This window comes from Rhizobium etli CFN 42 (assembly GCF_000092045.1).
Lineage (GTDB): Bacteria > Pseudomonadota > Alphaproteobacteria > Rhizobiales > Rhizobiaceae > Rhizobium > Rhizobium etli.
Genome location: NC_007766.1, coordinates 207,725 through 228,587, shown reverse-complemented (window position 1 = coordinate 228,587; position 20,863 = coordinate 207,725). Strand labels below are relative to the sequence as shown.

Genomic DNA, 20,863 nt, shown 5'->3' with positions numbered 1-20,863 from the left:
GCTGCGGCCATTAGGGTATCGGAGATGGGCCTCAAATGATCAAGAAAGATCTTGGACTGCTGCTTTTGATCGTCGTTGTCGGCGTCGTGGTCGCCATCATCAACCCGCGCTTCTTGCTGCCGATCAACCTTGCCAACACCGCCAACCTGATCGGTCTGTTCGGCATCCTGTCGATGGGCCAGGCCTTTGTCATCATTACGGGCGGTATCGAGCTTTCGGTGGGCTCGCTCGTAGCGCTTCTTGGCGTTTTATTCGTCGATTTCATTGCGGTACAATATATGCCCTGGACGCTGGCACTGCCGCTCATTCTCCTGCTCGGCGCAGTCATGGGCGCCGTCCACGGGTGGCTCATCACCCGGCTCAACTTGCAGCCCTTTGTCGTCACTCTTTGCGGCCTCCTGATCTATCGCGGGGCAGCGCGCTTCTATACGGCCGACGGGACGGCGGGATTTGCTTTCGGCCAGAATTTCCCGGAGCTCGAGTTTCTGACCGCCGGACGGTTCTATGGCATTCCGAGCACCTTCATTGCTATGGTCGTCATTGCCGTGGCCATGTGGCTGGTGCTTCATCGCTCTGTCTTCGGACGTTATCTTTACGCGGTTGGAAAAAACGAAGAGGCGGCTCGCTATTCAGGTATCCGGACTGACCGTTTGGTTATGACGGCCTATGTCATCTGCGGACTGCTTACGGCGCTTTCGGCGATCTATTTCGCCATGTACACGCGCTCGATCTCGCCGGCGAGCCATGGCCAGTTCTACGAGCTCTACGCGATCGCCGCCGCCGTGCTCGGCGGCTTTTCACTTCGCGGCGGTGAGGGATCGATCGTCGGGGTCGTGCTGGGCACAGTCCTGCTGCAAGAGTTGCAAAACCTTGTGAACCTGCTCGGCATTCCCTCGTCGCTGAACTTCGCCGTCATGGGTGGCGTGATCCTCATGGGAGTCCTGATCGACCAACAATGGCATTCGATCCGCGCAAAGCGACGCCTCGTCTCCGCCGCACGGCAGACTGAATCCCGTCTTCCAAACGAAGGAAGCTTGCCGGTGGTTGCTAATCGGGACTAAGAAACAGGCAGGCGGCTTGTCGGCTGCTCATAGGGCATAGTGCGATGACCATCGGCATGTCACCGAAAGACGGCAGTGGCTGACACTATTTGGACGGAAGCGATCGCGCATCGCCGCGGTGAAATTGCTCGGCTGCCGTACGAACCGCAGCCTAAGCATTCTCGAACCGAACAAAGGGTTTTGACGGGTCGTGATGACCAACGGCGACAACACCTGAAGGATGACGGGCCATGGTTACCTTGAGCCTGTCTGTGCCGCTGTGCCGCAAAATCGCAATGAATTTCACATGTATAATGAGAATCGAGGCCTTGCCTGTCGGCATCTTGCGCGGTGCGAATCACCGCCGTTCAATCCGTCAAACCTCCGGTTTCCGGAGCCCGTTTTGCCGGCTCTGATGCGCGTTCTGGTTAAGCATTTGTAATTCGGTCACGAATCGCGGCATATAGTAACTGCGCAACTGAAGCGCTTTCGTTCAAAATTGCGCAGTTACGCAGGAAAGAGATCATGCAGCCGAGTCTTGCTCTTCAAGATGATCAAGAGCACCTTCCGTCGCTTCTGGCAACGGATGCGAAGGAGTTGTCCTATCAACTTCAGCAGCATCAGGCCAAAATCTTTCCTCCGCTATCGCAAAAGACGATCAGGACATTTTCTCCGGCAGAGGCCGCGGCCTTCATCGGCATCGGCGAAGGTTATCTCCGGCAGGTGGCGGCCGACGGCCATGGTCCGGATCCGCTGGCAAACGGACGACGGCTCTATAGCGCAACCGACATGGATCGGATCCGCCGCGTCCTCGACGAGCGGAACGGAACGCCGAAATATGTGCCGGCCCGCAGGCCGGGCGAAAAGCTCCAGATCGTCTCCGTGATGAATTTCAAGGGTGGGTCGGGCAAGACCACGACCGCGGCCCATTTTGCGCAGTTCATGGCGCTCCGGGGCTACCGCGTGCTTGCCGTCGACCTCGACCCGCAGGCCTCCTTGTCCGCGCTGTTCGGCCATCAGCCGGAATTCGACGTCGGCGAGGGCGAAACGATCTACGGCGCAATCCGCTATGACGATCCGCGCCCGATCGCCGATATCGTGCGCGCCACCTATACGCCGAACCTGCATCTCATTCCCGGCAATCTGGAATTGATGGAATTCGAGCACGAGACGCCGAAGGCCATGGCATCGGGCACGGCGGAGACGATGTTCTTTGCCCGTATCGGCGAGGTGCTGACCGATATCGAAAGCCTCTACGACATCGTCGTCGTCGACTGCCCGCCGCAGCTCGGCTTCCTGACGATGTCGGCGCTCTGCGCGGCGACTTCGGTGTTGATCACCGTTCACCCGCAGATGCTCGACGTCATGTCGATGTCGCAGTTCCTGACGATGACGAGCGAACTGATGTCGGTCGTCGAGAGGGCCGGCGGGCGCACCAGCTATGACTGGATGCGCTATCTCGTGACCCGGTTCGAGCCGAATGACGGGCCGCAGAGCCAGATGACCGGCTTCATGCGGGCGATCTTCGGCAATCGCATGCTCCACAATGCCATGGTGAAATCGACGGCCGTTTCCGATGCCGGCGTCACCAAGCAGACACTCTACGAAGTCGAGCGGTCGCAGTTCACGCGCGGAACTTATGATCGGGCGCTGGAGTCGCTGAACCTCGTGAATGGCGAGATCGAAGCGCATATTCGCTCCACCTGGGGAAGGAGATAGAAATGGCGCGCAAGAACCTCATCGAAATCTCCGCTCCGAGCGCGGCAAGGGTGGAAGCGATCGCCCCCCGCGACAATCGCCCGATCGCCGGGTTCGTGCCGCAGGAACGTGTCGGCGTGCCGGTCGGCGGCATTACGAAGACGCTCGGCAACATTACCGAGAAGATGGAGCGGGCGGGTGAGCTGGAACGGCAGCTCGCGGCGGGCCAGATGATCATCGAACTCGACCCAAGCCTGATCGACGCCTCCTTCGTCAGCGACCGCCTGGCGATCGACGCTGCCGAACTGGCCGATCTCGTCGAGCAGATCCGCGAACACGGGCAGCAGGTTCCGATCCTCGTGCGTCCGCATCCTGAAGCCAAGGGTCGTTATCAGGTCGCCTACGGCCATCGACGGCTCGCGGCCATCAGGGACATCGGCATCAAGGTTCGTGCGGTCGTGCGCGATCTCACGGATGACCAGCTGGTCGTCAGCCAGGGACAGGAAAACAGCGCCCGTACCAATCTCTCCTATATCGAGCGCGCGCTCTTCGCGTCGCGGCTCGAGGAACGCGGCTTCGGCCGAGATGTCATCATGGCGGCGCTCAGTGTCGACAAGGCGGCGCTGTCGAGAATGCTGATCGTCATGCGGCAGGTGCCGCTCGACCTCATCAACGCCATCGGTGCCGCGCCCGAGATCGGCCGCCGCCGCTGGCTGGAGCTGGGCGATCGGCTGGAGAAAGCCGACGTCCGGACGATCATCGCGGAGTTGTCCGCGGACGACGCACGCAGGATTTCGAGCGACGAACGCTTCCACCGGGCATTGGTTCTGGCGACGAAGAAGACGGCCGCGCCAAAGCCGGCGGTGGCCAAAACCGAAGTCAACGGCGTGCCTGTGATGATCAAAAAGACAGCAGCCGGCGCTACTTTCGTCTTCGACGGCAAGACGGCGCCGGGGTTCGATCGATTCGTCCAGGAACGGCTCCAGGGCCTGTTCCAGGAATTCAAGAAGCACAGAGGAGCGTAGCGCGCAAAAGAAAAAGGCCCCCAACGACGCCGTCGTGGAAGCCCTTCTCAGATCTTAAGCACATCGAGAATCGCATTTCCACGAATCACAGTCAAGCGTCTTAGGCACCAAATTGGTGGATGGTTTTCTTTTGCCTGAACGAAGGTGAAGGCAATGGAGAGTGGTTATGTGACGACGCCCTTCGGGCGGCGGCCGATGTCGCTTGGCATGCTGGCAAGCCAGCAGCAGGCCGGGACGATCGAGCCGGGGATGATGCGCAGCAAGTGGAAGCTGTTTCGGGCAATTTGCGAGGCGCGACCGGCGCTCGGCGTGACCGATCGGGCGCTGACGGTGCTTGATGCGCTGCTGACCTTTTATCCCGACGATGAAATTTCCGAGGAGAAGGGCCTGATCGTCTTTCCCTCGAATGCACAGCTATCGCTGCGCGCCCGCGGCATGACGCCGGCGACGCTGCGGCGGCACTTGGCCGTCCTGGTCGAGGCTGGCCTGATCTTGCGCAAGGACAGTCCGAACGGGAAACGCTATGCCCGCCGCGACAGGGCAGGGGCCATCGGCGAAGCTTACGGCTTCAGCATCGCGCCGCTTCTGGCCCGTGCGGTCGAGATTGAAAATCTGGCAGCCCAGGCAGTTGCCGACCGGGAACTGCTCCGGGCGACCAGAGAACGCCTGACGATCTGCCGGCGCGATATTTCCAAGCTGATTTCGGCGGCCATCGACGAAGCGGTTCCCGGTGACTGGGAGCAGATGACGGTGATGTTTCGTGCTCTTGTCGCACGGATCCCGCGGGTGGCGAGCACCGAAGAACTGGCATCGCTGCTCGAAGAAATGGGGCTGCTGCGCGACGAGGCCGTCAACCTGCTGGAAAGACAGATAAAAAGAGAAAAATTGGACGCCAATGAATCTCAAATTGAGCGCCACAAACAGAATTCAAACCCCGACTCCACTATTGAACTTGAACCAAGCTTCGACACGAAGCAGGGCGAAAAGGCAGCGGCAAACAATGAAGGGGTGGCCGAGCCGTCGGATTCGCAAAGGCTGAAATTGCCGAGGCCTTCTGCCGGATCTGGTGGCAAGGCGCCGAATGCCGCCAATCCTATCGCCGGCCACAGCCTGAAATCCTTCCCGCTCGGCCTTGTCCTGCAGGCCTGCCCCGCCATTCTCGATTATGGGCCGGGTGGCGCGATCGCCAATTGGCGCGACCTGATGTCGGCCGCCGTCGTCGTGCGCTCGATGCTCGGCGTCAGCCCCTCGGCCTATGAGGAAGCCTGCGCCGGCATGGGGCCGGAAAACGCCGCGACCGTGATCGCCTGCATCTTGGAACGGGGAGGACACATCAACTCGCCCGGCGGCTATCTCCGCGATCTCACCCGCAGGACCGAAAGGGGCGAATTCGCGATTGGCCCGATGCTGATGGCGCTCGTCAGGGCGAATGGTGGGGCGAAGCGCCATGCCGGATAAAGGCCCCAGCTACAGCGCAGTTGCGCCGTTGCCTCATCTGGTAAACTCACCTGCTTCCAGTCCGATTGGCGGCTGGACGAAAGGTCTCGGCGACAGGAGCCGCCCAGTCAGCGCGGCGGCGCAGTGCTTTCTCGTAGGATCAGCTCGACCGGCCATAATTCATGGACCTCCTCAGCGGCGCGTCCGGCGATCAGCTGCAGCGTCAGTTCGGCGCAGCGTGTGCCCGCAGCACGCATGGAAGATCGGGTTGTCGAGAGCGACGGCACCATGTTTTCGGCCGTCAGATAAGGGAAGACGTCGTCATGGGCGATGACGGAAACATCCTGTCCCACCGTCATCCCGAGCGAGCGGACGGCGCGGTAAACCCCAAGCGCCGTCATCGTGGAACCGGCGACGATGGCGGTCGGTGCATTTGCTCTCTCGAGGAAGGAGCGGGCATGGCGAAAGCCGCTCTCGTCGGAGAATTTATCGCAGATCATCATGTTGGGGTCGGCGATGAGTCCACGCTCCTGATGGGCGAGCCGAAAACCCTGTTCGCGATGGATCGAATAAGTCTTGCCCCTGAGGCCATTGATCATGGCGATGCGGCGGTGCCCGAGATCGAGCAGGTGTTCGGTGGACCTGCGCACCGCATTTTCATTATCGATATCAAGCCAGGCGTGAACGTGCTCCGTCTCCGACCGGCCGTGAACCAGGAAAGGCAGACGCAGGCTACTCAGCATCTCGATCCGCGGGTCCCGAGGACGAGGTGAGTGAATGATCACTGCATCCACGCGGCGGCTTTCGACCAGGCGTCTGTAGGCCTGGATCTCGTCGTCGTCATTATGCGCGGTGATGGGCGTGATGAGAATATCGGTATCGGCCGTTTCCAGGCGCTGCGCCATGCCCGACATGAATTCAGCGAAATGGATTTCTCCCGACCGCGCCATCATCACGCCGATCGCTCCGGCTCTTCCGGTCTTTAGCCGCACGGCATTGATATCGGGGCGATAGCCAAGCCGCGTTGCTTCGCTTGCAACCCGGGCACGCGTGGCTTCGCTGACCTCCGGGTAGCCGCTGAGCGCACGGCTGACCGTCGTCGGAGAAAGCCCAAGCTGCTTTGCAAATTCACGAAGTTTCATCGGATGTCTTCTTTGTCCAGGCAATCAATGGACGATGCGTTGGCGATGCGCAACGGGCACGTGGCCAATCAGATGATAATTGAAATCGATTTCAATTAAGTCTGCCTGAGACGTGGCCTTGTGGGGCCTTCAATTTTCCTCTTAAGCTGCATATGACCCCAATTTGGCCAATAACTCACAACTGTGAAGGGTTCATTTGGCGGCTTGACGCCCTTCAAGCCTTCTGCAATGTTCTGTTGTCCAAATCGATTTCAATTTCTGGGAGGAGATCATGAAAAAGTTTGCTTTAGGCTTGTCGGCGCTCGGCCTGGCCATCGCCATCGCTGGTTCGATCCATGCCGCCGAAATTTCATTTGCCGCCAACACCACCGGGAAAAACGTCGAATTCCTCAATAAGCAGCTGGCGATTTTCGGGAAGGAGACCGGCAATCAGGTCAAACTCGTCACCATGCCCTCGTCGAGCAGCGAGCAGTTCTCCCAATATCGCCTGTGGCTAGCCGCCGGAAACAAGGACATCGACGTCTATCAGACCGACGTTATCTGGGCGCCGCAGCTTGCAGACCAGTTCATCGATCTGAAGGAAGCTACCAAAGATGTAGCAGGCCAGTTCTTCCCGTCGATCATTGCCTCGCAGACGGTCAACGGCCGACTGGTGGCGCTGCCGCTGTTTACAGATGCTCCCGCGCTGTTTTACCGGAAGGACCTGCTTGAAAAATACGGCAAGCTGCCGCCAAAGACCTGGGACGAGATGGCCGCGACCGCCAAGGAAGTTCAGGATAAGGAACGCCAGGCCGGACAGAAGGACCTTTGGGGCTACGTCTTCCAGGGCAACTCCTATGAAGGGCTGACCTGCAACGCGCTGGAATGGGTAAAGTCGTCGGGCGGCGGCCAGATTGTCGAGCCAGACGGGACAATTTCGATCAACAACGAGAAGGCGGCGGCAGCGCTTGAACGCGCCAAGGGCTGGATCGGAACGATCTCACCGCCGGGCGTGCTCGCATATCAGGAAGAAGAATCGCGCGGTGTTTGGCAGACAGGCAACGCCGTCTTCATGCGCAACTGGCCCTATGCCTATGCCCTCGGCAATGGTGCCGACAGTGCCGTGAAGGGCAAGTTCGACGTGATGACGCTGCCGGTTGCGGCCGCCGGGGACAAGCCATCCTCGACACTCGGCGGTTGGAACCTGGCGGTGTCGAAATATTCGGAAAAACAGGAAGCAGCCATCGCGCTCGTCAAATTCCTGGCGTCGAAGGACGTGCAAAAGGCGCGCGCCATCGAGCTGTCCAATCTGCCGACACTGACCGACCTTTATGACGACAAGGATATTGCCGCCGCGCAGCCCTTCATGCCCAACTGGAAGCCTATTTTCCAGAACGCGGTGCCGCGTCCTTCGGCGACCGCCAAGGTCAAGTACAACGAAGTGTCCTCGAAGTTCTGGACGGCCGTGCACAACACGCTGTCCGGCAGCGGCTCGGCCGCCGAGAACCTCGAGCTTCTCGAAGCCGACCTGACGACCCTCAAGGGCGACGCCTGGTAAGAACCGGGCCGGCGGCTGTGAAGCCGCCGGCCCGGTTTCGGACGAGCAACCGGGGAGGCGTTTCATGACTGAAATCGTAGTTTCGCAAGCAGTTGAACCAAGGATTTCCAAGCTCAGAGCTTCTACGGAGCTGCGATCCGAGCGTATTCGATCGGCCTGGGTGTTTCTGGCGCCGACGCTGTTGAGCCTGGCAATCGTCGCTGGCTGGCCGCTCTTCAGAACGATCTATTTCAGCTTTACGAATGCGTCGCTCAACGACCTTGGCAATGCGCAATTCGTCGGCTTTGCCAATTATCTGTCGTGGGTGACGCTGAAGAGCGGGAAGACCGTCTATCGGGGTCTGCTTGCCGATCCGGTCTGGTGGAATGCCGTCTGGAACACGGCCAAATTCACCGTCCTTTCCGTCGCGATTGAGACGATGCTCGGCTTGATCGTCGCGCTGGTGCTGAACGCTCAGTTCGTCGGACGTGGAATCGTTCGGGCTGCAATCCTCATTCCCTGGGCGATACCGACCATCGTTTCGGCCAAGATGTGGGCCTGGATGCTCAACGACCAGTTCGGCATTCTCAATGATATTCTGCTCGGCTTCGGCCTGATCACCGAGAAGATCGCCTGGACCGCTAATCCCGAAACGGCGATGGTCGCCGTGTTGATCGTCGACGTCTGGAAGACGACGCCCTTCATGGCGCTTCTGATCCTTGCCGGGCTGCAGATGGTGCCCGGGGATATCTATGAAGCGGCCAAGATCGATGGCGTCAATCCGATCAAGGTTTTCTGGCGTCTGACGCTGCCGCTGATCCGGCCTGCCATCATGGTTGCCGTGATTTTCCGGATGCTGGATGCGATGCGCATCTTCGATCTGATCTATGTTCTGACGCCCAACAATGCCCAGACGAAGACCATGTCGGTCATGGCGCGCGAGAACCTGTTCGACTTCGACAAGTTCGCCTATGGCGCCACCGCGTCTACGGTGCTTTTCCTCATCATCGCCTCCGTCACCGTCTTCTATATCTGGCTCGGCCGCGTCAAGCTCGGCGGGGAGGAACGCTGATGCTGCTTTCGATCACCAAGAACACGCTCTTCTACCTGCTCGTTACGATCATCGTCATCATTGCGGTTTTCCCATTCTATTATGCGATCCTCACCAGCCTGAAGACCGGTACTGCGCTTTTCGAAGTTGATTACTGGCCGACCTCGATCTCCTTCGGCAACTACGCTTCGGTGATGGGCCAAGGCAGCTTCGTCCGCAGTCTTGCCAATTCCGCGATGATCGCCTGCATCGTGGTTTCAACATCGCTGTTACTTTCGATCACCGCTGCATTCGCTTTGGCGCGGGTGAATTTCCGTGGGCGGGCACTGTTGATGCTGACAATCCTCTCGGTGTCGATGTTTCCGCAGATTGCTGTTCTTGCCGGCCTCTTCGAACTCATCCGCTGGATCGGCATCTTCAACACGCCCTTCGCGCTGATCTTTTCCTACGTGATCTTCACGCTGCCCTTCACCGTCTGGGTGCTGACGACCTTCATGCGGGAATTGCCGATCGAGATCGAGGAGGCGGCGATCGTCGACGGCGCTTCACCATGGGTCATCGTCACCCAGGTGTTCATGCCGCTGATGTGGCCGGCGCTGGTGACGACCGGACTGCTCGCCTTCATCGCCGCCTGGAACGAGTTTCTTTTCGCGCTGACGTTCACATCGTCCGATACGCAGCGGACCGTCCCGGTTGCCATCGCGCTGCTGTCGGGCAACAGCGAATTCGAGATTCCCTGGGGCAACATCATGGCCGCTTCGGTGATCGTCACTGTCCCGGTTGTCGTGCTTGTTTTGATATTCCAGCGCCGGATCATCTCGGGGCTGACCGCCGGCGGCGTCAAGGGTTAAGGGAGTAGGACATGGCAGAGATCCGACTGGAGAATATCCGCAAGAGCTTCGGCGCTTTCGAGGTGATCAAGGGCGTGACGATGGACATCCGCAGGGGCGAGTTCATGGTGTTCGTCGGGCCGTCCGGATGCGGCAAGTCCACACTGCTGCGGCTCATCTCCGGGCTCGAGGATATCACCTCGGGAACGCTTTCCTTCGACAACGAGACCGTAAATCGGCACGCGCCGTCGAAGAGAGGGATTGCGATGGTGTTCCAGTCCTATGCGCTCTACCCGCATATGACTGTCTTCGACAACATGTCTTTCGGCATGAAGCTTTCCGGGAGCAACAGAGACGAATGCCGCCAGCGCGTTGAGCAGGCGGCCGGTATGCTGCAGCTCTCATCCTACCTGGACCGCTTGCCGCGACAGCTTTCCGGCGGACAGCGTCAGCGCGTCGCAATCGGCCGGGCGATCGTGCGCGATCCCAAGGTCTTTCTCTTCGACGAACCGCTGTCTAACCTCGATGCGGCGCTTCGAGTCGCGACGAGGCTTGAGATCGCCAAGCTTCATCGCAGCATGCACGGCACGACGATGATCTATGTCACGCATGATCAGGTCGAGGCCATGACGCTGGCCGATCGGATCTGCGTGCTGAGGGATGGCGTCGTCGAGCAGATCGGCACGCCGCTGGAGCTTTACGAAAACCCGAATTCGGTCTTCGTTGCCGGCTTCATCGGTTCGCCGAAAATGAACTTTCTATCTGGCGGGCTGGCGCAGCCCTATGACAGCCATACGATCGGTGTACGCGCGGAGCATGTGCGCATAACGGCCGAGTCGCCGGTTTGGAGCGGCACGGTCATCCATTCCGAAATTCTCGGCTCGGATAGCTTCGTTTACTTGGATATCGGGGCGGATGAGCCGCTTGTCGTGCGGGAGGCCGGCGTCTCGCGTCATGAGCCGGGCCAGACGCTTGGCCTCGCGCCACTTGCCGGTCACATCCACCGTTTTGACCGGTCGGGCCGGGCGCTCGAACGTGAATCCATGCGGGCTGCCTGATCTTTCAGGCATCGATGTCCCGTCCGGGCTCGATCCGCTTTCAATACAAGGAGAAAAGACGTGACCATACGCACCGTTGTGTGGGGTGAAAACATCCACGAGAATACCAATGCGATCGTCCGGGGCATTTATCCGGAAGGCATGCATACGACGATCGCCAATGCGCTGAATGCCGATCCTGGCATCTCGGCGACCACGGCGACACTGCAGGAGCCGGAGCACGGATTGAGCGAAGCCCGCCTTGCCGAGACCGACGTCCTGACCTGGTGGGGCCACAAGGATCACGGCGCGGTCTCCGATGTCGTCGTCGAGCGCGTCGCCAAGCGCGTCTGGGAGGGCATGGGCCTGCTGGTGCTGCATTCCGGTCATTTCTCAAAGATCTTCAAGCGGCTGATGGGCACGCCCTGCGCGCTGAAATGGCGCGAGGCGGGCGAGCGCGAGCGGCTGTGGACGATCAACCCGCGCCATCCGATCGCCGCCGGCATCGGCGAGCATTTCGAGCTGGAGAACGAGGAAATGTATGGCGAGCAGTTCTCGGTGCCCGAGCCGCTCGAAACGGTGTTCATCTCCTGGTTCCAGGGCGGGGAAGTGTTCCGCTCGGGCCTGACCTGGCGCCGCGGCGCCGGCAACATTTTCTATTTCCGCCCGGGCCATGAGACCTATCCGACCTATCACGACGCTACGGTGCAGAAGGTGCTGATCAACGGCGTCAAGTGGGCCTACAACCCTGAAGGCGCGTTGACTGGCATTACCGACGCTCCAAATGTGCCGGTGGAAAAGGCATTGGAGCCGATCGTCGAACGCGGCCCCAAACTGCACCAGGCCGGCGAAGCCGGCTACCGATAACAGATGAATGCCGTGGGCACGGGGCCGTTTGGCCCCGCAAGACGCCGCGATGATCTCGCGGCCGCTCACGCTTTGATGGATAACGATGAGGACATAAGAATGCGCTTGATCATTCTCGGTACTGGAGGATGGGCAAATACCCATGCCATGCATTTTTCGGAGATCGCCGGCGTCAAAATTGTTGCTGCCGTCGATACGGACGAGGTTCGGCTGCGGGCCTTCGCGCTCAGGCATACTATCCCGCTGACGTTCACGTCGCTCGATGACGCCCTTGCCTGGGGAGAGTTTGACGCCGTCACCAATGTCACGCCGGATCGCGCGCACTATTCCACGACGATGAAGTTACTCGCCGCAGGCAAGCATGTCCTCTGCGAGAAGCCGCTGGCGGTCAACTACCGCGAAGCCAAGGAAATGGCCGATGCGGCCGCGGCATCCGGCAAGGTCACGATGGTCAACCTGACCTATCGGAACGTGGCGCCGCTGCAAGCCGCGCGCAAGATGGTGCTTGACGGGCGTCTCGGCGCGATCCGCCACTTCGAAGCGTCCTATCTGCAGAGCTGGCTGGTCTCGAAGGCCTGGGGCGACTGGACCAAGGAATCGCAATGGCTCTGGCGACTGTCGACGAAGCACGGCTCCAACGGCGTGCTGGGCGATGTCGGTATCCACATTCTCGATTTCGCGGTTTTTGCCGCGGGAAGCGACGTCAAGGCGGCGGCATCGCATCTCAAGGTGTTCGACAAGAGCCCCGGAAACCGCATCGGCGAGTATGATCTCGACGCAAACGACAGTTTCCTGATGATGGCCGAACTCGAAAACGGTGCCGCCGGCGTCATCCATGCGACGCGCTGGGCGACCGGCCATCTGAACGAACTGCGCCTGCGCCTGCATGGAGACAAGGGTGCCCTGGAGGTGGTGCACACGCCTGAAGGCTCCACCCTCAGGACCTGTGAAGGCGCAGATGCCGACAAGGCGATCTGGCGTACGATTGAAGTCAAACCGGTCCTCACGAATTTCCAGCGATTTGCAAACGCCGTGCAAAAGGGGCAGCCGGATGAGCCGGGCTTCGGCCACGCCGCCAAGCTGCAGTTCGTCCTTGATCACGCCGTGAAGACGGCGGGCGCTTTGACCGATCTTTAGGCAAAGACGCTACGGTCATGGGCGGCTTCTGCAGATTGCTCGGCGTCAGATCCGCCGGTTCAGATCGTCCTCGCTCACCCCGAAGTGGTCGAGGATGATGCCGACGTTGCGGCGGTGAGATTTGAAATAGACGTCGAAAATATCGCCGATCAGGGGAACCGTGCCGCAGGCGGCGTCGACGCCGAGGTTAACCGCCATGCGGGCGAGTTTGTGGGCGGGAAGGCCGAGCCGCCTTGCCTCGTCGATGATGAAAAGACCGATCAGGGATCCGGCAATGTCGCCGACAGCGGGGATAAGGCCGAGGACCGAGTCCGCGCCGATCCGCACGCCGACGACCGGCAATCGGACGGCGGTATCCATCAGACGGGCTATGCCAGCAGCGCGGCGAATTCGCGCGAGTTCGGCAGGGGTGAGATATGTGGTTTTGGCGGTGTCCATGGCCGTGAAACGCCGCTAAACCGATAAGGTTCGCCGGCGGCGTGATCGGGGAAGCGCACTATCTCTGGTCGGGTACCACGACCAATTTGCCGACGAAGTTCTTCGCCATGAAATCGGTCTGGGCGCGATGAAATTCCGACAGCGGATAAACACCGCCGACGAGCGGCCGGATCTTGCGGTTTTCGATATAGCCGACCAGCCGGTGGAAGTCGGCGCGGCTTCCCTGGCTCGATCCATGCAGTTCCAAATGCTTCAGGTACATGGTCCTGAGGTCGAGCTGGACGACGGGCCCGGCGATCGCGCCGGCCGTCGTGTAACGGCCCTCGGGACGCAGGATCTTCAGGAGATCGTTGAACAGCGGCCCGCCGACGAGATCGGCGACGACATCGATCGGCTGTCCGCGGCTTGCCGAATGGACGGCTTCGACCAGATCGCCCTTGCCGCGAGTGACGACCGCTTCGGCGCCGATCTCGAGCATCGCCGCCTCTTTGCCTGGGCCTGCGACCGCGATCGGGATGGCGCCGCGGGCACGGGCGAGCTGGATGATCGCTGAACCGACGCCGCCGGAAGCGCCGGTGACGAGAACGCGTTCGCCGGCGGCAAGCCTTGCCCGTTCCAGCATCCGTTCGCCTGTGAGATAGGCGCAGCAGAAAGTGGCGAGCTCGATATCGGTCAGATCGGTCGCGACGACATGGGCGTTCTCGGCAGGCAGCACCATATATTCGGCGTAGCCGCCATCCCGCCCGTGGCCCATGTAATCGATGTCGGCAAGACTGTCGTCGTCGCGATTGTAGATCGAGAAATCGACCATGACGCGTTCGCCGATGCGCTTCGGATCGACGCCTTTGCCGGCACCGACGATATGACCGACCGTATCGGTGCCCTGGATGCGCGGGAAGGTCAGCGTGTTGCCCTGCCTGCGCCAGGTGGAGACGGCGGAGGGATCATCCTCTGTGCCGTAGGCGCCTTGGCGCACCCAGACGTCGGTATTGTTCATGCCGCAGGCGGTAACGCGGATCAGCACCTCGCCCTCCGCCGGTGTCGGAACAGGAAAGTCCCTGTCGTAGACGAGCTTTTCCAGGCCGCCATGGCCGGTGAGCAACACCGCCGCCATCTTTTCCGGGATCGTCATGCGGCTCTTCTCCTCAGATGGTTTTGAAAACACTTTCGATCGCGTCCGCAGCCGCCTTGACGACGACGTCTGCTTCTTCGCGGGTGAGGCAGAGTGGTGGAGCGAAGCCGAGAATATCGCCCTGCGGCATGGCGCGGCCGATGACGCCACGTTCGAGTAGGGCGGATGCGACCTGCGGACCGATCTTGCGGCCGGGATCGAAGAACCGGCGGTCGTCCCTGTCCTCGACGAATTCGACAGCGGCCATCAGACCGTCGCCGCGGACTTCACCGACATTCCGATGGCCGCCAACCGCCTCTTGCAACTGCGACCGGAAATAGCTGCCGGTCGTGCCGGCATTGTCGACGATGCCGAGTTCGTCGATTAATTCCAGATTGGCGATACCTGCGGCAGCGCAGATCGGATGGGCGGAATAGGTCCAGCCATGGCCGATTGCGCCGAGCTGATCGGAGCCCTGCACCAGCACCTGCCATATTTTGGTTGAAACGATCGAGCCGGAAAGCGGAGCATAGGCCGAGGTCAGGCCTTTGGCGATGGTGATCAGGTCCGGCTTCATGCCGTAGTGATCCGAGCCGAACATCGTGCCGAGACGGCCGAAGCCGGTGACGACCTCGTCGGCGACCAGCAGGATATCGTATCTGTCGAGCACGGCCTGGATCTTCGGCCAGTAGCCCTGGGGGGGCGGGACGATGCCGCCGGTGCCGAGGATTGGTTCGCCGATGAAGGCGGCGATGGTGTCAGGCCCCTCGGCGATAATCATCTCCTCCAGTCTGTCGGCGCAATATTGCGAGAATTGCTCCTCGCTCATCGAGCGGTCAGGCCGGCGGAAATAATAGGGCGCTTCGGTGTGGAGGATCGGGGCGCGCGGCAGATCGAAGGCATTGTGAAAAAGCGCAAGACCGGTGAGGCTGCCGGTCATGACACCGGAGCCGTGATAGCCGCGCCAGCGCGAGATGATCTTCTTCTTTTCCGGCCGGCCGAGAATGTTGTTGTAGTACCAGATCAGCTTGATGTTGGTCTCGTTGGCATCCGAGCCGGAAAGGCCGAAGTAGACGCGGCTCATGCCCGCAGGTGCGCGGTCGATAATCATTTTCGCAAGCGTAATCGATGCTTCCGTGCCGTGGCCGACATAGGCGTGGTAATAGGCTAGGTTCTTCGCCTGTTCGGCGATAGCGTCGGCGATCTCCTGGCGGCCGTAGCCGACATTGACACAATAAAGTCCGGCAAAGGCATCGAGGCTTTTGCGGCCGCTCGTGTCGGTGATGTAGACGCCTTCCCCTTCGGCGACGACGCGCGTCGGCGTCTCGCCGCGCGCATGCATGCCCATGTGGGTGGAGGGATGGAAGAAATGATCGCGGTCCCAGGCGGTAAGTTCATTGCTTTTGTCGAGCATGTCCTGTCCTCTTCTTGAAATGGTGCGGTTAGTGCATGTCGCCCGGAAGTGTGCCGCGGTTCCGGGATAACGACATGCATAAAAACAAAGAGCTTTAAGCGGCGGTGTCGATGCAGAGATATTTGAGCTCGGTGAAGGCTTCGAGCCCGTGGCGTGAGCCCTCGCGGCCAAGACCGGATTGCTTCCAGCCGCCGAAGGGGATCGGGCCGCCGGTGATCTTCACGCGGTTGATCGCCACCATGCCGTATTCCAGCGCGCGCCCGAGGCGCATCTGCCGCGCGCCATTTTCCGTGACCACATAGGCGACGAGGCCATATTCGGTATCGTTGGCGCGGGCGACGACCTCGTCTTCGGTGTCGAACGTGGTCAGTGCCGCCACCGGCCCGAAGGTTTCCTCGCGCATGATCAATGCATTCGCCGGCACATCGGTCAAAAGCGTCGGCTCGTAGAACAGCCGGCCGGCCTTATGGCGCCTGCCGCCGGTGACGAGCCGGGCGCCGAGCGCCAGCGCGTCGGCGACCTGTTCCTCGACTTTGACGACGGCGCGCTCATGCATCAGCGGCCCGATCTCCGCTCCATTTTCAAGCCCGACGCCAACCTTCAGCGCGCCGATGCGGGCGGCAAAGGCCTTGGCGAAGGCATCGGCGATCTGGCGCTGAACAAAGATGCGGTTGGCAGCAAGGCAATCCTGGCCTGATGTGGCGAACTTGGCGTCGACGGCGATCTCGACCGCTTTGTCGACGTCGGCATCGTCGAAGACGATCAGCGGCGCGTGACCGCCGAGTTCCATGACCAGTCGCTTCAGGGTGGGCGCGCATTGGCTGACAATAAGCTTGCCGATGTTTGTCGAACCGGTAAAGCTCAATGCCCGTACCCGGATGTCTTCACAGAGAACGCCCACAATCGGCGCGGCTTGGCCGGTAACGACATTGAAGACACCGGCAGGAATGCCGGCCCGTTCGGCGAGCTCGGCAAGGGCAAGCGCGGAAAGCGGTGTCTCGGAGGAGGGGTGAGCGACGACCGTACAGCCGGCTGCAAGGGCTGCGGCAGCCTTGCGTGTGACCATGGCAGAGGGAAAATTCCAGGGCGTGACGATGCCGACAACGCCGAGCGCCTCGCGCCGCACGATCATCTCCGCGTCCGGCAGATGGCTGGTGACGCTTTCGGCATTCAACCGCTTGCCTTCCTCGGCATACCATTCGAGGAAGGAGGCGGCATAGTCGATTTCGCTGCGCGATTCTGAAAGCGGCTTGCCCTGCTCGAGCGTCATGATCAGCGCCAGATCCTCCTTGGCCGCGAGCATCAGCTCGTGCCACTTCCACAGGATCACCGCCCGGTTCTGCGGCAGCATGGCGCGCCAGGCGGCAAAAGCCTCTGACGCGGCATCGACCGCCGCCTCTGTCTCGTCCGTGCCAAGGCTTGCAACCCAAGCCAGCGTCGCCGAGGAGGCCGGATCGGTAACCTCGACACTTTCGCCGGTTTTCCCAGCGATCCAGCGGCCGCCGACATAGGCGAGATCGCGCAGGAGATGGCGGTCGGAAAGTCGCGACAGCGCATCATGATAGGCGGGGCGGGCAAAAACGGCGGTCATGTCCAATCTCCTCGTGGCGGTGACGCAAGTCTTCCACAGGAGCGGACGAGAGATTGTCCTTTGGCGATCGCGATAAGAGAGAAACGGTCTAAAGCACAGCCCCCGGATAGAGAGATTGTCTACGACGCGCTCTGGTCCTCGCCGGATGCGGCGAAGGAAGAGACAGGAAGCACCGTTTCCTCCTTCACCGTCTTGGTGACGATGTAGGTGAAATAGCGGTCGATGCCGAGTTCGCGGTCGAGAAGCCCGTCGACCAGCCGCTGATAGGCGTCGATATCGGCCGCCATGATTTTCAGGATATAGTCGACGCCGCCGCCGACCGACCAGCAGGCGACGATCTCGGGGGTTGCGGCAACGGCGCGCTCGAAGCGCTCGAAATCGGCCTGGCGATGATTGGCGAGCGTTACTTCCATCATCACGCTGGCCACCGGCGCAATGCGCCGCGGGGCGATGCGGGCGTGGTAGCCGGTGATCACGCCAGCCTTTTCGAGTTTGCGCAGCCGCATCCAGCACGGGGTCGGCGACAGCCCGGCCTTTTCGGCCAGTGCCAGTTTGGTGATGCGGCCGTCGCGCTGGACGGCGTCAAGAATGCGCAGGTCGATGGCGTCGAGCTTCATCCCACCTCCCCAAGATCAGCAGCTGCGCTCGTCAAATGCCCGACAACGTCACGGCCTTTTCCGCTTCCATCTCTGCGATATCCTGGAAGCGGTCGGCGATGCGCGCATGGGCGCGACCGCTATCCGAAGCGCCGATCGCCACGATGATCTCGTCAGGACCAGGCGCATCGGCAATCTGGAAATTGGCAGTCAGAAAATGCGATCGCTTGCCGTTTTCGCTCTTGTGCATCATCGGCAAGGAAAGGAGCGCCCCCGGTGCATTGCGCGTGTTGGCAAATTCAAGATAGTTCGTGCCACCGATCGCTTCGCGGAAAGGATTGCCGAAACGCAACGTGTGAATCATTGCCGAGGCATGCTCGATTTCGCCATTGATTCCGACCGCCGCCGCTTTCCCACAAGCCTCGATCTGCTCGGGGCCAATCTGGCGCAACAGCCGATTGGTCATTTCGTGGCTGAGCTCCCCGGCAATGCGGATGATCTCCGGCCTGAGATCTTCGACAAAGCCGCGGCCGGCCCAGGGATTTTGGATCACGGCTGCGACCACGACGATATTGACGGGGCGTGACGCTGCCCTGCCGCCTTCGACGAGGGTCTCTTCCAGGAAGGTGGTGAATTTTCTGATGCCGAGGGTCATGTGAAAAACCGCTAAAAATGAAAACTTGCGCTAGGCTACAGCGGCGTTGGAAAATTTCTTCCTATGTCCGAAGGAAGAGCTTGCGGAAAGATCCTGCGAAAGCAAGCAGGCTCCAGTGCTGAGGCTTGCTGCACCGGACAATGCCTTAGGTCAAAGGGAGAAAAATTGGCTTCGCTCTTCCTCCGCATGGAGCAATGCCCTGCCGCCGCCGAGATCATGGGCCGTCTACAAAACCGGATCGTGGGGTAAGGCGGTCCTACTTTTCGCCGGAAGATAAATCAGCGGCTTCCTATGGATCCAAGTAGATTTGTCCGCTGAGGGCGCGCATACTCGCTGACGGATGTCAACGAGGCGAAACGATTGGATCAGAGGTCCCGTGTACTGTCGCTACGAGACGTCGCCAGTCAGATCAACAGCGGCGGCGATCTTCAGGCCGTTCTGCAGCAACTGATTGCCGCCGCCTGCCGTCATGCGGACTGGGCGTTGGGATCGATCATGAGCATCGATGCCGCCCATGGTTACGCCTACGTCATCGTACGCTACGATCCGACACTGATAGAACGGCAGCTGCCGGACAAATGGGAATTGGCGACAAGCCCGTCCTTAATCGCTCTGCAGCGAAACGAGCCCGTCTATATCCCCGATGCACGCCAGTCTGCCGAGTTTCCCGGCTATCGGGCGGAGGCCTTCGATCGTGACTACCGCACCGTCTTGGTCTTGCCCATGAATTGCAAGGATGCGGAAGGCCGGCCGATGGTCCTCAGCGTCATCGCCCGACAGATCACCGAAGTATCGGAGGACGATCTTGCCTTCCTCGGCACCATCATCCATCTGGGTGCAATCGCCGTGGAGCGCGAACACCGGCTTGAAGCCGAGAAGCGGTCGGCGCAGCGGCTCGAGCGAGCCCTGAAAGCGCATACGTCGCTGCTCGAGCATGTGCTCAGCGACGGGTCGGTCGCACCGCTTTCGGCGATGGTTGGAATGATGCTGCCGAACCCGACGGTGGTGATCGACTTTACCGCCAATCAGGTGATCGCCGGGCGCCCGCCGAACGCACTATACGACGAGACCTCCTGGCCGGAAGCCGCTTCCACGACTCTCGCCCGGCCGTTGATGAAGGCGGCGCGTGATGCGATCGAACACGGCACGACGAATGCGGCCAACCTTTTTCTCGACGACGGCACACAACGTTTCCGGATCTCCGCCCGCATCGAGGAGCTGATGGTCGACAATCAGCTGGTCGGTGCGTTGATCATCTTCCCAACCGCCCGCGAATTCAGCGATCTCGACTTGCTGATGCTCGACAGCGCCAAATTCGCGCTGAGCGTCCAGATGATGCGTAGCTTCATCCGGTTCCGGTTTGAAACCCGGACGCAGACCGAACTGTTCTTCGAAATCGTCGAGGCCCGTTGGCGCGACGCCGGCGATATCGCGCAACGGGCTCAGCGGCTCGGATTGAGCTTCGCCATCCCGCAGCAGATGATTGTCGTCGATTTCCCCGATAAGACAAAGGCTTTCGGTGGGGCTTCCGTAGATGTCGAACACACGCTGACGCGCATCATGCAACAGGCCTCGGTGCAGGCGAACCTGATCGCGATCGACGGTGGTGTTGTTTGCCTCATGCCCTATGACACGAGCAAGCGTCAGGAGCGCACGGCCAAGCTCACCCGCCGCATCGCCGAGGAACTCGGCCGCTATTTCGGCGAGGCGCCCGTTGTCGTCTCAGGCAACCGCTGTGATGCGCTACCCGACTACTCGGCGGCTTGGGAGCGGTGCGGTCGCATGATCCGCATCGGCCGTTCCTTTGGATTGACCGGTGCTATTTCAGCTCAGGACTTCGGGCCGCTTCCGATGTTGGTTGCGGCCTCGGAAGCCGGCGACGTGCGTAGTTTTGTCCAGGAAAGTGTCGGGGCTATCGCCGAGCACGATCGCGAAAACGGGACGCCCTATATGGAAACGCTCTCCACCTATCTGCAGGAGGGGTGCCGCAGCCAGGCCTGCGCCGATACGATGGGCCTGCATGTTACGACGCTGCGTTACCGGCTCTCGCGCATTCAGGAGCTTTTCGGCGTCGATGTCGAGACTCCGGAAAAGCGCTTTGCCGTCGAATTGGCAATCCGTCTGCACGGCGTCATTGACAATCGCTCGACCGCCCAGAGATAGTTCTCCAGCCCTCATATACGCTCGTTCGAGGCTCTGCCCCCTCGCGCCGTTTTGTCTCCTCTGGATCGAGGCAGAAGTTTTCCACCCCATCCTACGATGCCAGGGAAGAACGGCC

At 60.7% G+C, this 20,863-nt stretch carries 18 protein-coding genes; 11 read left to right on the top strand and 7 right to left on the bottom strand.

Features of this window, described 5'->3' with window-relative positions; translation table 11 throughout:
- Positions 1–35 precede the first annotated feature (35 nt).
- The 4 genes from RHE_RS27545 to repC all read left to right on the top strand — a co-directional run bounded on the left by RHE_RS27545 (position 36) and on the right by repC (position 5,221).
- Complete coding sequence (locus tag RHE_RS27545; protein ID WP_011428523.1) at positions 36–1,061, top strand: ABC transporter permease; 1,026 nt, start codon at positions 36–38, stop codon at positions 1,059–1,061.
- Between the two features lie 504 nt (positions 1,062–1,565).
- Entirely contained in the window at positions 1,566–2,759 is a 1,194-nt protein-coding gene (gene repA / locus RHE_RS27540; protein WP_011428522.1) for a plasmid partitioning protein RepA, read from the top strand.
- A 2-nt stretch (positions 2,760–2,761) separates the two neighbouring features.
- On the top strand, positions 2,762–3,763 hold the full coding sequence (gene repB, locus RHE_RS27535; protein ID WP_011428521.1) for a plasmid partitioning protein RepB: 1,002 nt from the start codon (positions 2,762–2,764) through the stop codon (positions 3,761–3,763).
- 153 nt (positions 3,764–3,916) lie between these two features.
- Positions 3,917–5,221: a plasmid replication protein RepC gene (gene repC / locus RHE_RS27530; protein WP_011428520.1), complete on the top strand. Its 1,305-nt coding sequence runs from the start codon at positions 3,917–3,919 to the stop codon at positions 5,219–5,221.
- 107 nt (positions 5,222–5,328) lie between these two features.
- Here repC and RHE_RS27525 read toward each other — a convergent pair whose 3' ends face one another.
- Entirely contained in the window at positions 5,329–6,342 is a 1,014-nt protein-coding gene (locus RHE_RS27525; protein ID WP_011428519.1) for a substrate-binding domain-containing protein, read from the bottom strand.
- A gap of 271 nt (positions 6,343–6,613) precedes the next feature.
- On the opposite strand from RHE_RS27525, the gene RHE_RS27520 reads away from it, so the two are divergent.
- The 6 genes from RHE_RS27520 to RHE_RS27495 all read left to right on the top strand — a co-directional run bounded on the left by RHE_RS27520 (position 6,614) and on the right by RHE_RS27495 (position 12,780).
- Positions 6,614–7,879 (top strand): ABC transporter substrate-binding protein, encoded by a 1,266-nt coding sequence (locus RHE_RS27520; protein WP_011428518.1) that lies wholly within the window; start codon positions 6,614–6,616, stop codon positions 7,877–7,879.
- 64 nt (positions 7,880–7,943) lie between these two features.
- Positions 7,944–8,930 carry a carbohydrate ABC transporter permease gene (locus RHE_RS27515; protein WP_011428517.1) on the top strand — a complete coding sequence of 329 codons (987 nt, stop codon included), beginning with the start codon at positions 7,944–7,946 and terminating at the stop codon, positions 8,928–8,930.
- On the top strand, positions 8,930–9,760 hold the full coding sequence (locus RHE_RS27510; RefSeq protein ID WP_011428516.1) for a carbohydrate ABC transporter permease: 831 nt from the start codon (positions 8,930–8,932) through the stop codon (positions 9,758–9,760). The genes RHE_RS27515 and RHE_RS27510 overlap by 1 nt, the downstream gene beginning before the upstream one ends.
- An 11-nt stretch (positions 9,761–9,771) precedes the next feature.
- A complete protein-coding gene (locus tag RHE_RS27505; protein WP_011428515.1) occupies positions 9,772–10,797 on the top strand; it encodes an ABC transporter ATP-binding protein in 1,026 nt (341 codons plus the stop codon).
- A 60-nt stretch (positions 10,798–10,857) separates the two neighbouring features.
- Complete coding sequence (locus RHE_RS27500) at positions 10,858–11,643, top strand: ThuA domain-containing protein (protein ID WP_011428514.1); 786 nt, start codon at positions 10,858–10,860, stop codon at positions 11,641–11,643.
- A 99-nt stretch (positions 11,644–11,742) separates the two neighbouring features.
- Positions 11,743–12,780: a Gfo/Idh/MocA family protein gene (locus tag RHE_RS27495; RefSeq protein WP_011428513.1), complete on the top strand. Its 1,038-nt coding sequence runs from the start codon at positions 11,743–11,745 to the stop codon at positions 12,778–12,780.
- A gap of 45 nt (positions 12,781–12,825) precedes the next feature.
- On the opposite strand, the gene RHE_RS27490 is transcribed toward RHE_RS27495, so the two are convergent.
- From RHE_RS27490 to RHE_RS27465, 6 genes are all read right to left on the bottom strand, one after another.
- On the bottom strand, positions 12,826–13,218 hold the full coding sequence (locus RHE_RS27490) for a DUF4112 domain-containing protein (protein ID WP_011428512.1): 393 nt from the start codon (positions 13,216–13,218) through the stop codon (positions 12,826–12,828).
- Positions 13,219–13,276: 58 nt separating this feature from the next.
- The gene (locus RHE_RS27485) at positions 13,277–14,350 is read right to left on the bottom strand and encodes an alcohol dehydrogenase family protein (protein ID WP_011428511.1); all 1,074 of its coding nucleotides are present in this window, start codon (positions 14,348–14,350) and stop codon (positions 13,277–13,279) included.
- A gap of 13 nt (positions 14,351–14,363) precedes the next feature.
- A complete protein-coding gene (locus tag RHE_RS27480; protein WP_011428510.1) occupies positions 14,364–15,743 on the bottom strand; it encodes an aspartate aminotransferase family protein in 1,380 nt (459 codons plus the stop codon).
- A 94-nt stretch (positions 15,744–15,837) separates the two neighbouring features.
- Positions 15,838–17,334: an NAD-dependent succinate-semialdehyde dehydrogenase gene (locus tag RHE_RS27475; RefSeq protein WP_011428509.1), complete on the bottom strand. Its 1,497-nt coding sequence runs from the start codon at positions 17,332–17,334 to the stop codon at positions 15,838–15,840.
- Positions 17,335–17,453: 119 nt separating this feature from the next.
- The gene (locus RHE_RS27470) at positions 17,454–17,951 is read right to left on the bottom strand and encodes an Lrp/AsnC family transcriptional regulator (protein ID WP_011428508.1); all 498 of its coding nucleotides are present in this window, start codon (positions 17,949–17,951) and stop codon (positions 17,454–17,456) included.
- Positions 17,952–17,982: 31 nt separating this feature from the next.
- A complete protein-coding gene (locus RHE_RS27465) occupies positions 17,983–18,585 on the bottom strand; it encodes an amino acid synthesis family protein (RefSeq protein WP_011428507.1) in 603 nt (200 codons plus the stop codon).
- Between the two features lie 360 nt (positions 18,586–18,945).
- Here RHE_RS27465 and RHE_RS27460 point away from each other — a divergent pair, with 360 nt between their 5' ends.
- Positions 18,946–20,748 carry a helix-turn-helix domain-containing protein gene (locus tag RHE_RS27460; RefSeq protein ID WP_011428506.1) on the top strand — a complete coding sequence of 601 codons (1,803 nt, stop codon included), beginning with the start codon at positions 18,946–18,948 and terminating at the stop codon, positions 20,746–20,748.
- Positions 20,749–20,863: the final 115 nt, after the last annotated feature.

What these genes read in the sequence shown, in the direction of transcription:
- RHE_RS27545 (WP_011428523.1), top strand. Translation starts at nt 36, where the DNA reads ATGATCAAGAAAGATCTTGGACTGCTGCTTTTGATCGTCGTTGTCGGC.
- repA (WP_011428522.1), top strand. Translation starts at nt 1,566, where the DNA reads ATGCAGCCGAGTCTTGCTCTTCAAGATGATCAAGAGCACCTTCCGTCG.
- repB (WP_011428521.1), top strand. Translation starts at nt 2,762, where the DNA reads ATGGCGCGCAAGAACCTCATCGAAATCTCCGCTCCGAGCGCGGCAAGG.
- repC (WP_011428520.1), top strand. Translation starts at nt 3,917, where the DNA reads ATGGAGAGTGGTTATGTGACGACGCCCTTCGGGCGGCGGCCGATGTCG.
- RHE_RS27525 (WP_011428519.1), bottom strand. Translation starts at nt 6,342, where the DNA reads ATGAAACTTCGTGAATTTGCAAAGCAGCTTGGGCTTTCTCCGACGACG.
- RHE_RS27520 (WP_011428518.1), top strand. Translation starts at nt 6,614, where the DNA reads ATGAAAAAGTTTGCTTTAGGCTTGTCGGCGCTCGGCCTGGCCATCGCC.
- RHE_RS27515 (WP_011428517.1), top strand. Translation starts at nt 7,944, where the DNA reads ATGACTGAAATCGTAGTTTCGCAAGCAGTTGAACCAAGGATTTCCAAG.
- RHE_RS27510 (WP_011428516.1), top strand. Translation starts at nt 8,930, where the DNA reads ATGCTGCTTTCGATCACCAAGAACACGCTCTTCTACCTGCTCGTTACG.
- RHE_RS27505 (WP_011428515.1), top strand. Translation starts at nt 9,772, where the DNA reads ATGGCAGAGATCCGACTGGAGAATATCCGCAAGAGCTTCGGCGCTTTC.
- RHE_RS27495 (WP_011428513.1), top strand. Translation starts at nt 11,743, where the DNA reads ATGCGCTTGATCATTCTCGGTACTGGAGGATGGGCAAATACCCATGCC.
- RHE_RS27490 (WP_011428512.1), bottom strand. Translation starts at nt 13,218, where the DNA reads ATGGACACCGCCAAAACCACATATCTCACCCCTGCCGAACTCGCGCGA.
- RHE_RS27485 (WP_011428511.1), bottom strand. Translation starts at nt 14,350, where the DNA reads ATGACGATCCCGGAAAAGATGGCGGCGGTGTTGCTCACCGGCCATGGC.
- RHE_RS27480 (WP_011428510.1), bottom strand. Translation starts at nt 15,743, where the DNA reads ATGCTCGACAAAAGCAATGAACTTACCGCCTGGGACCGCGATCATTTC.
- RHE_RS27475 (WP_011428509.1), bottom strand. Translation starts at nt 17,334, where the DNA reads ATGACCGCCGTTTTTGCCCGCCCCGCCTATCATGATGCGCTGTCGCGA.
- RHE_RS27470 (WP_011428508.1), bottom strand. Translation starts at nt 17,951, where the DNA reads ATGAAGCTCGACGCCATCGACCTGCGCATTCTTGACGCCGTCCAGCGC.
- RHE_RS27465 (WP_011428507.1), bottom strand. Translation starts at nt 18,585, where the DNA reads ATGACCCTCGGCATCAGAAAATTCACCACCTTCCTGGAAGAGACCCTC.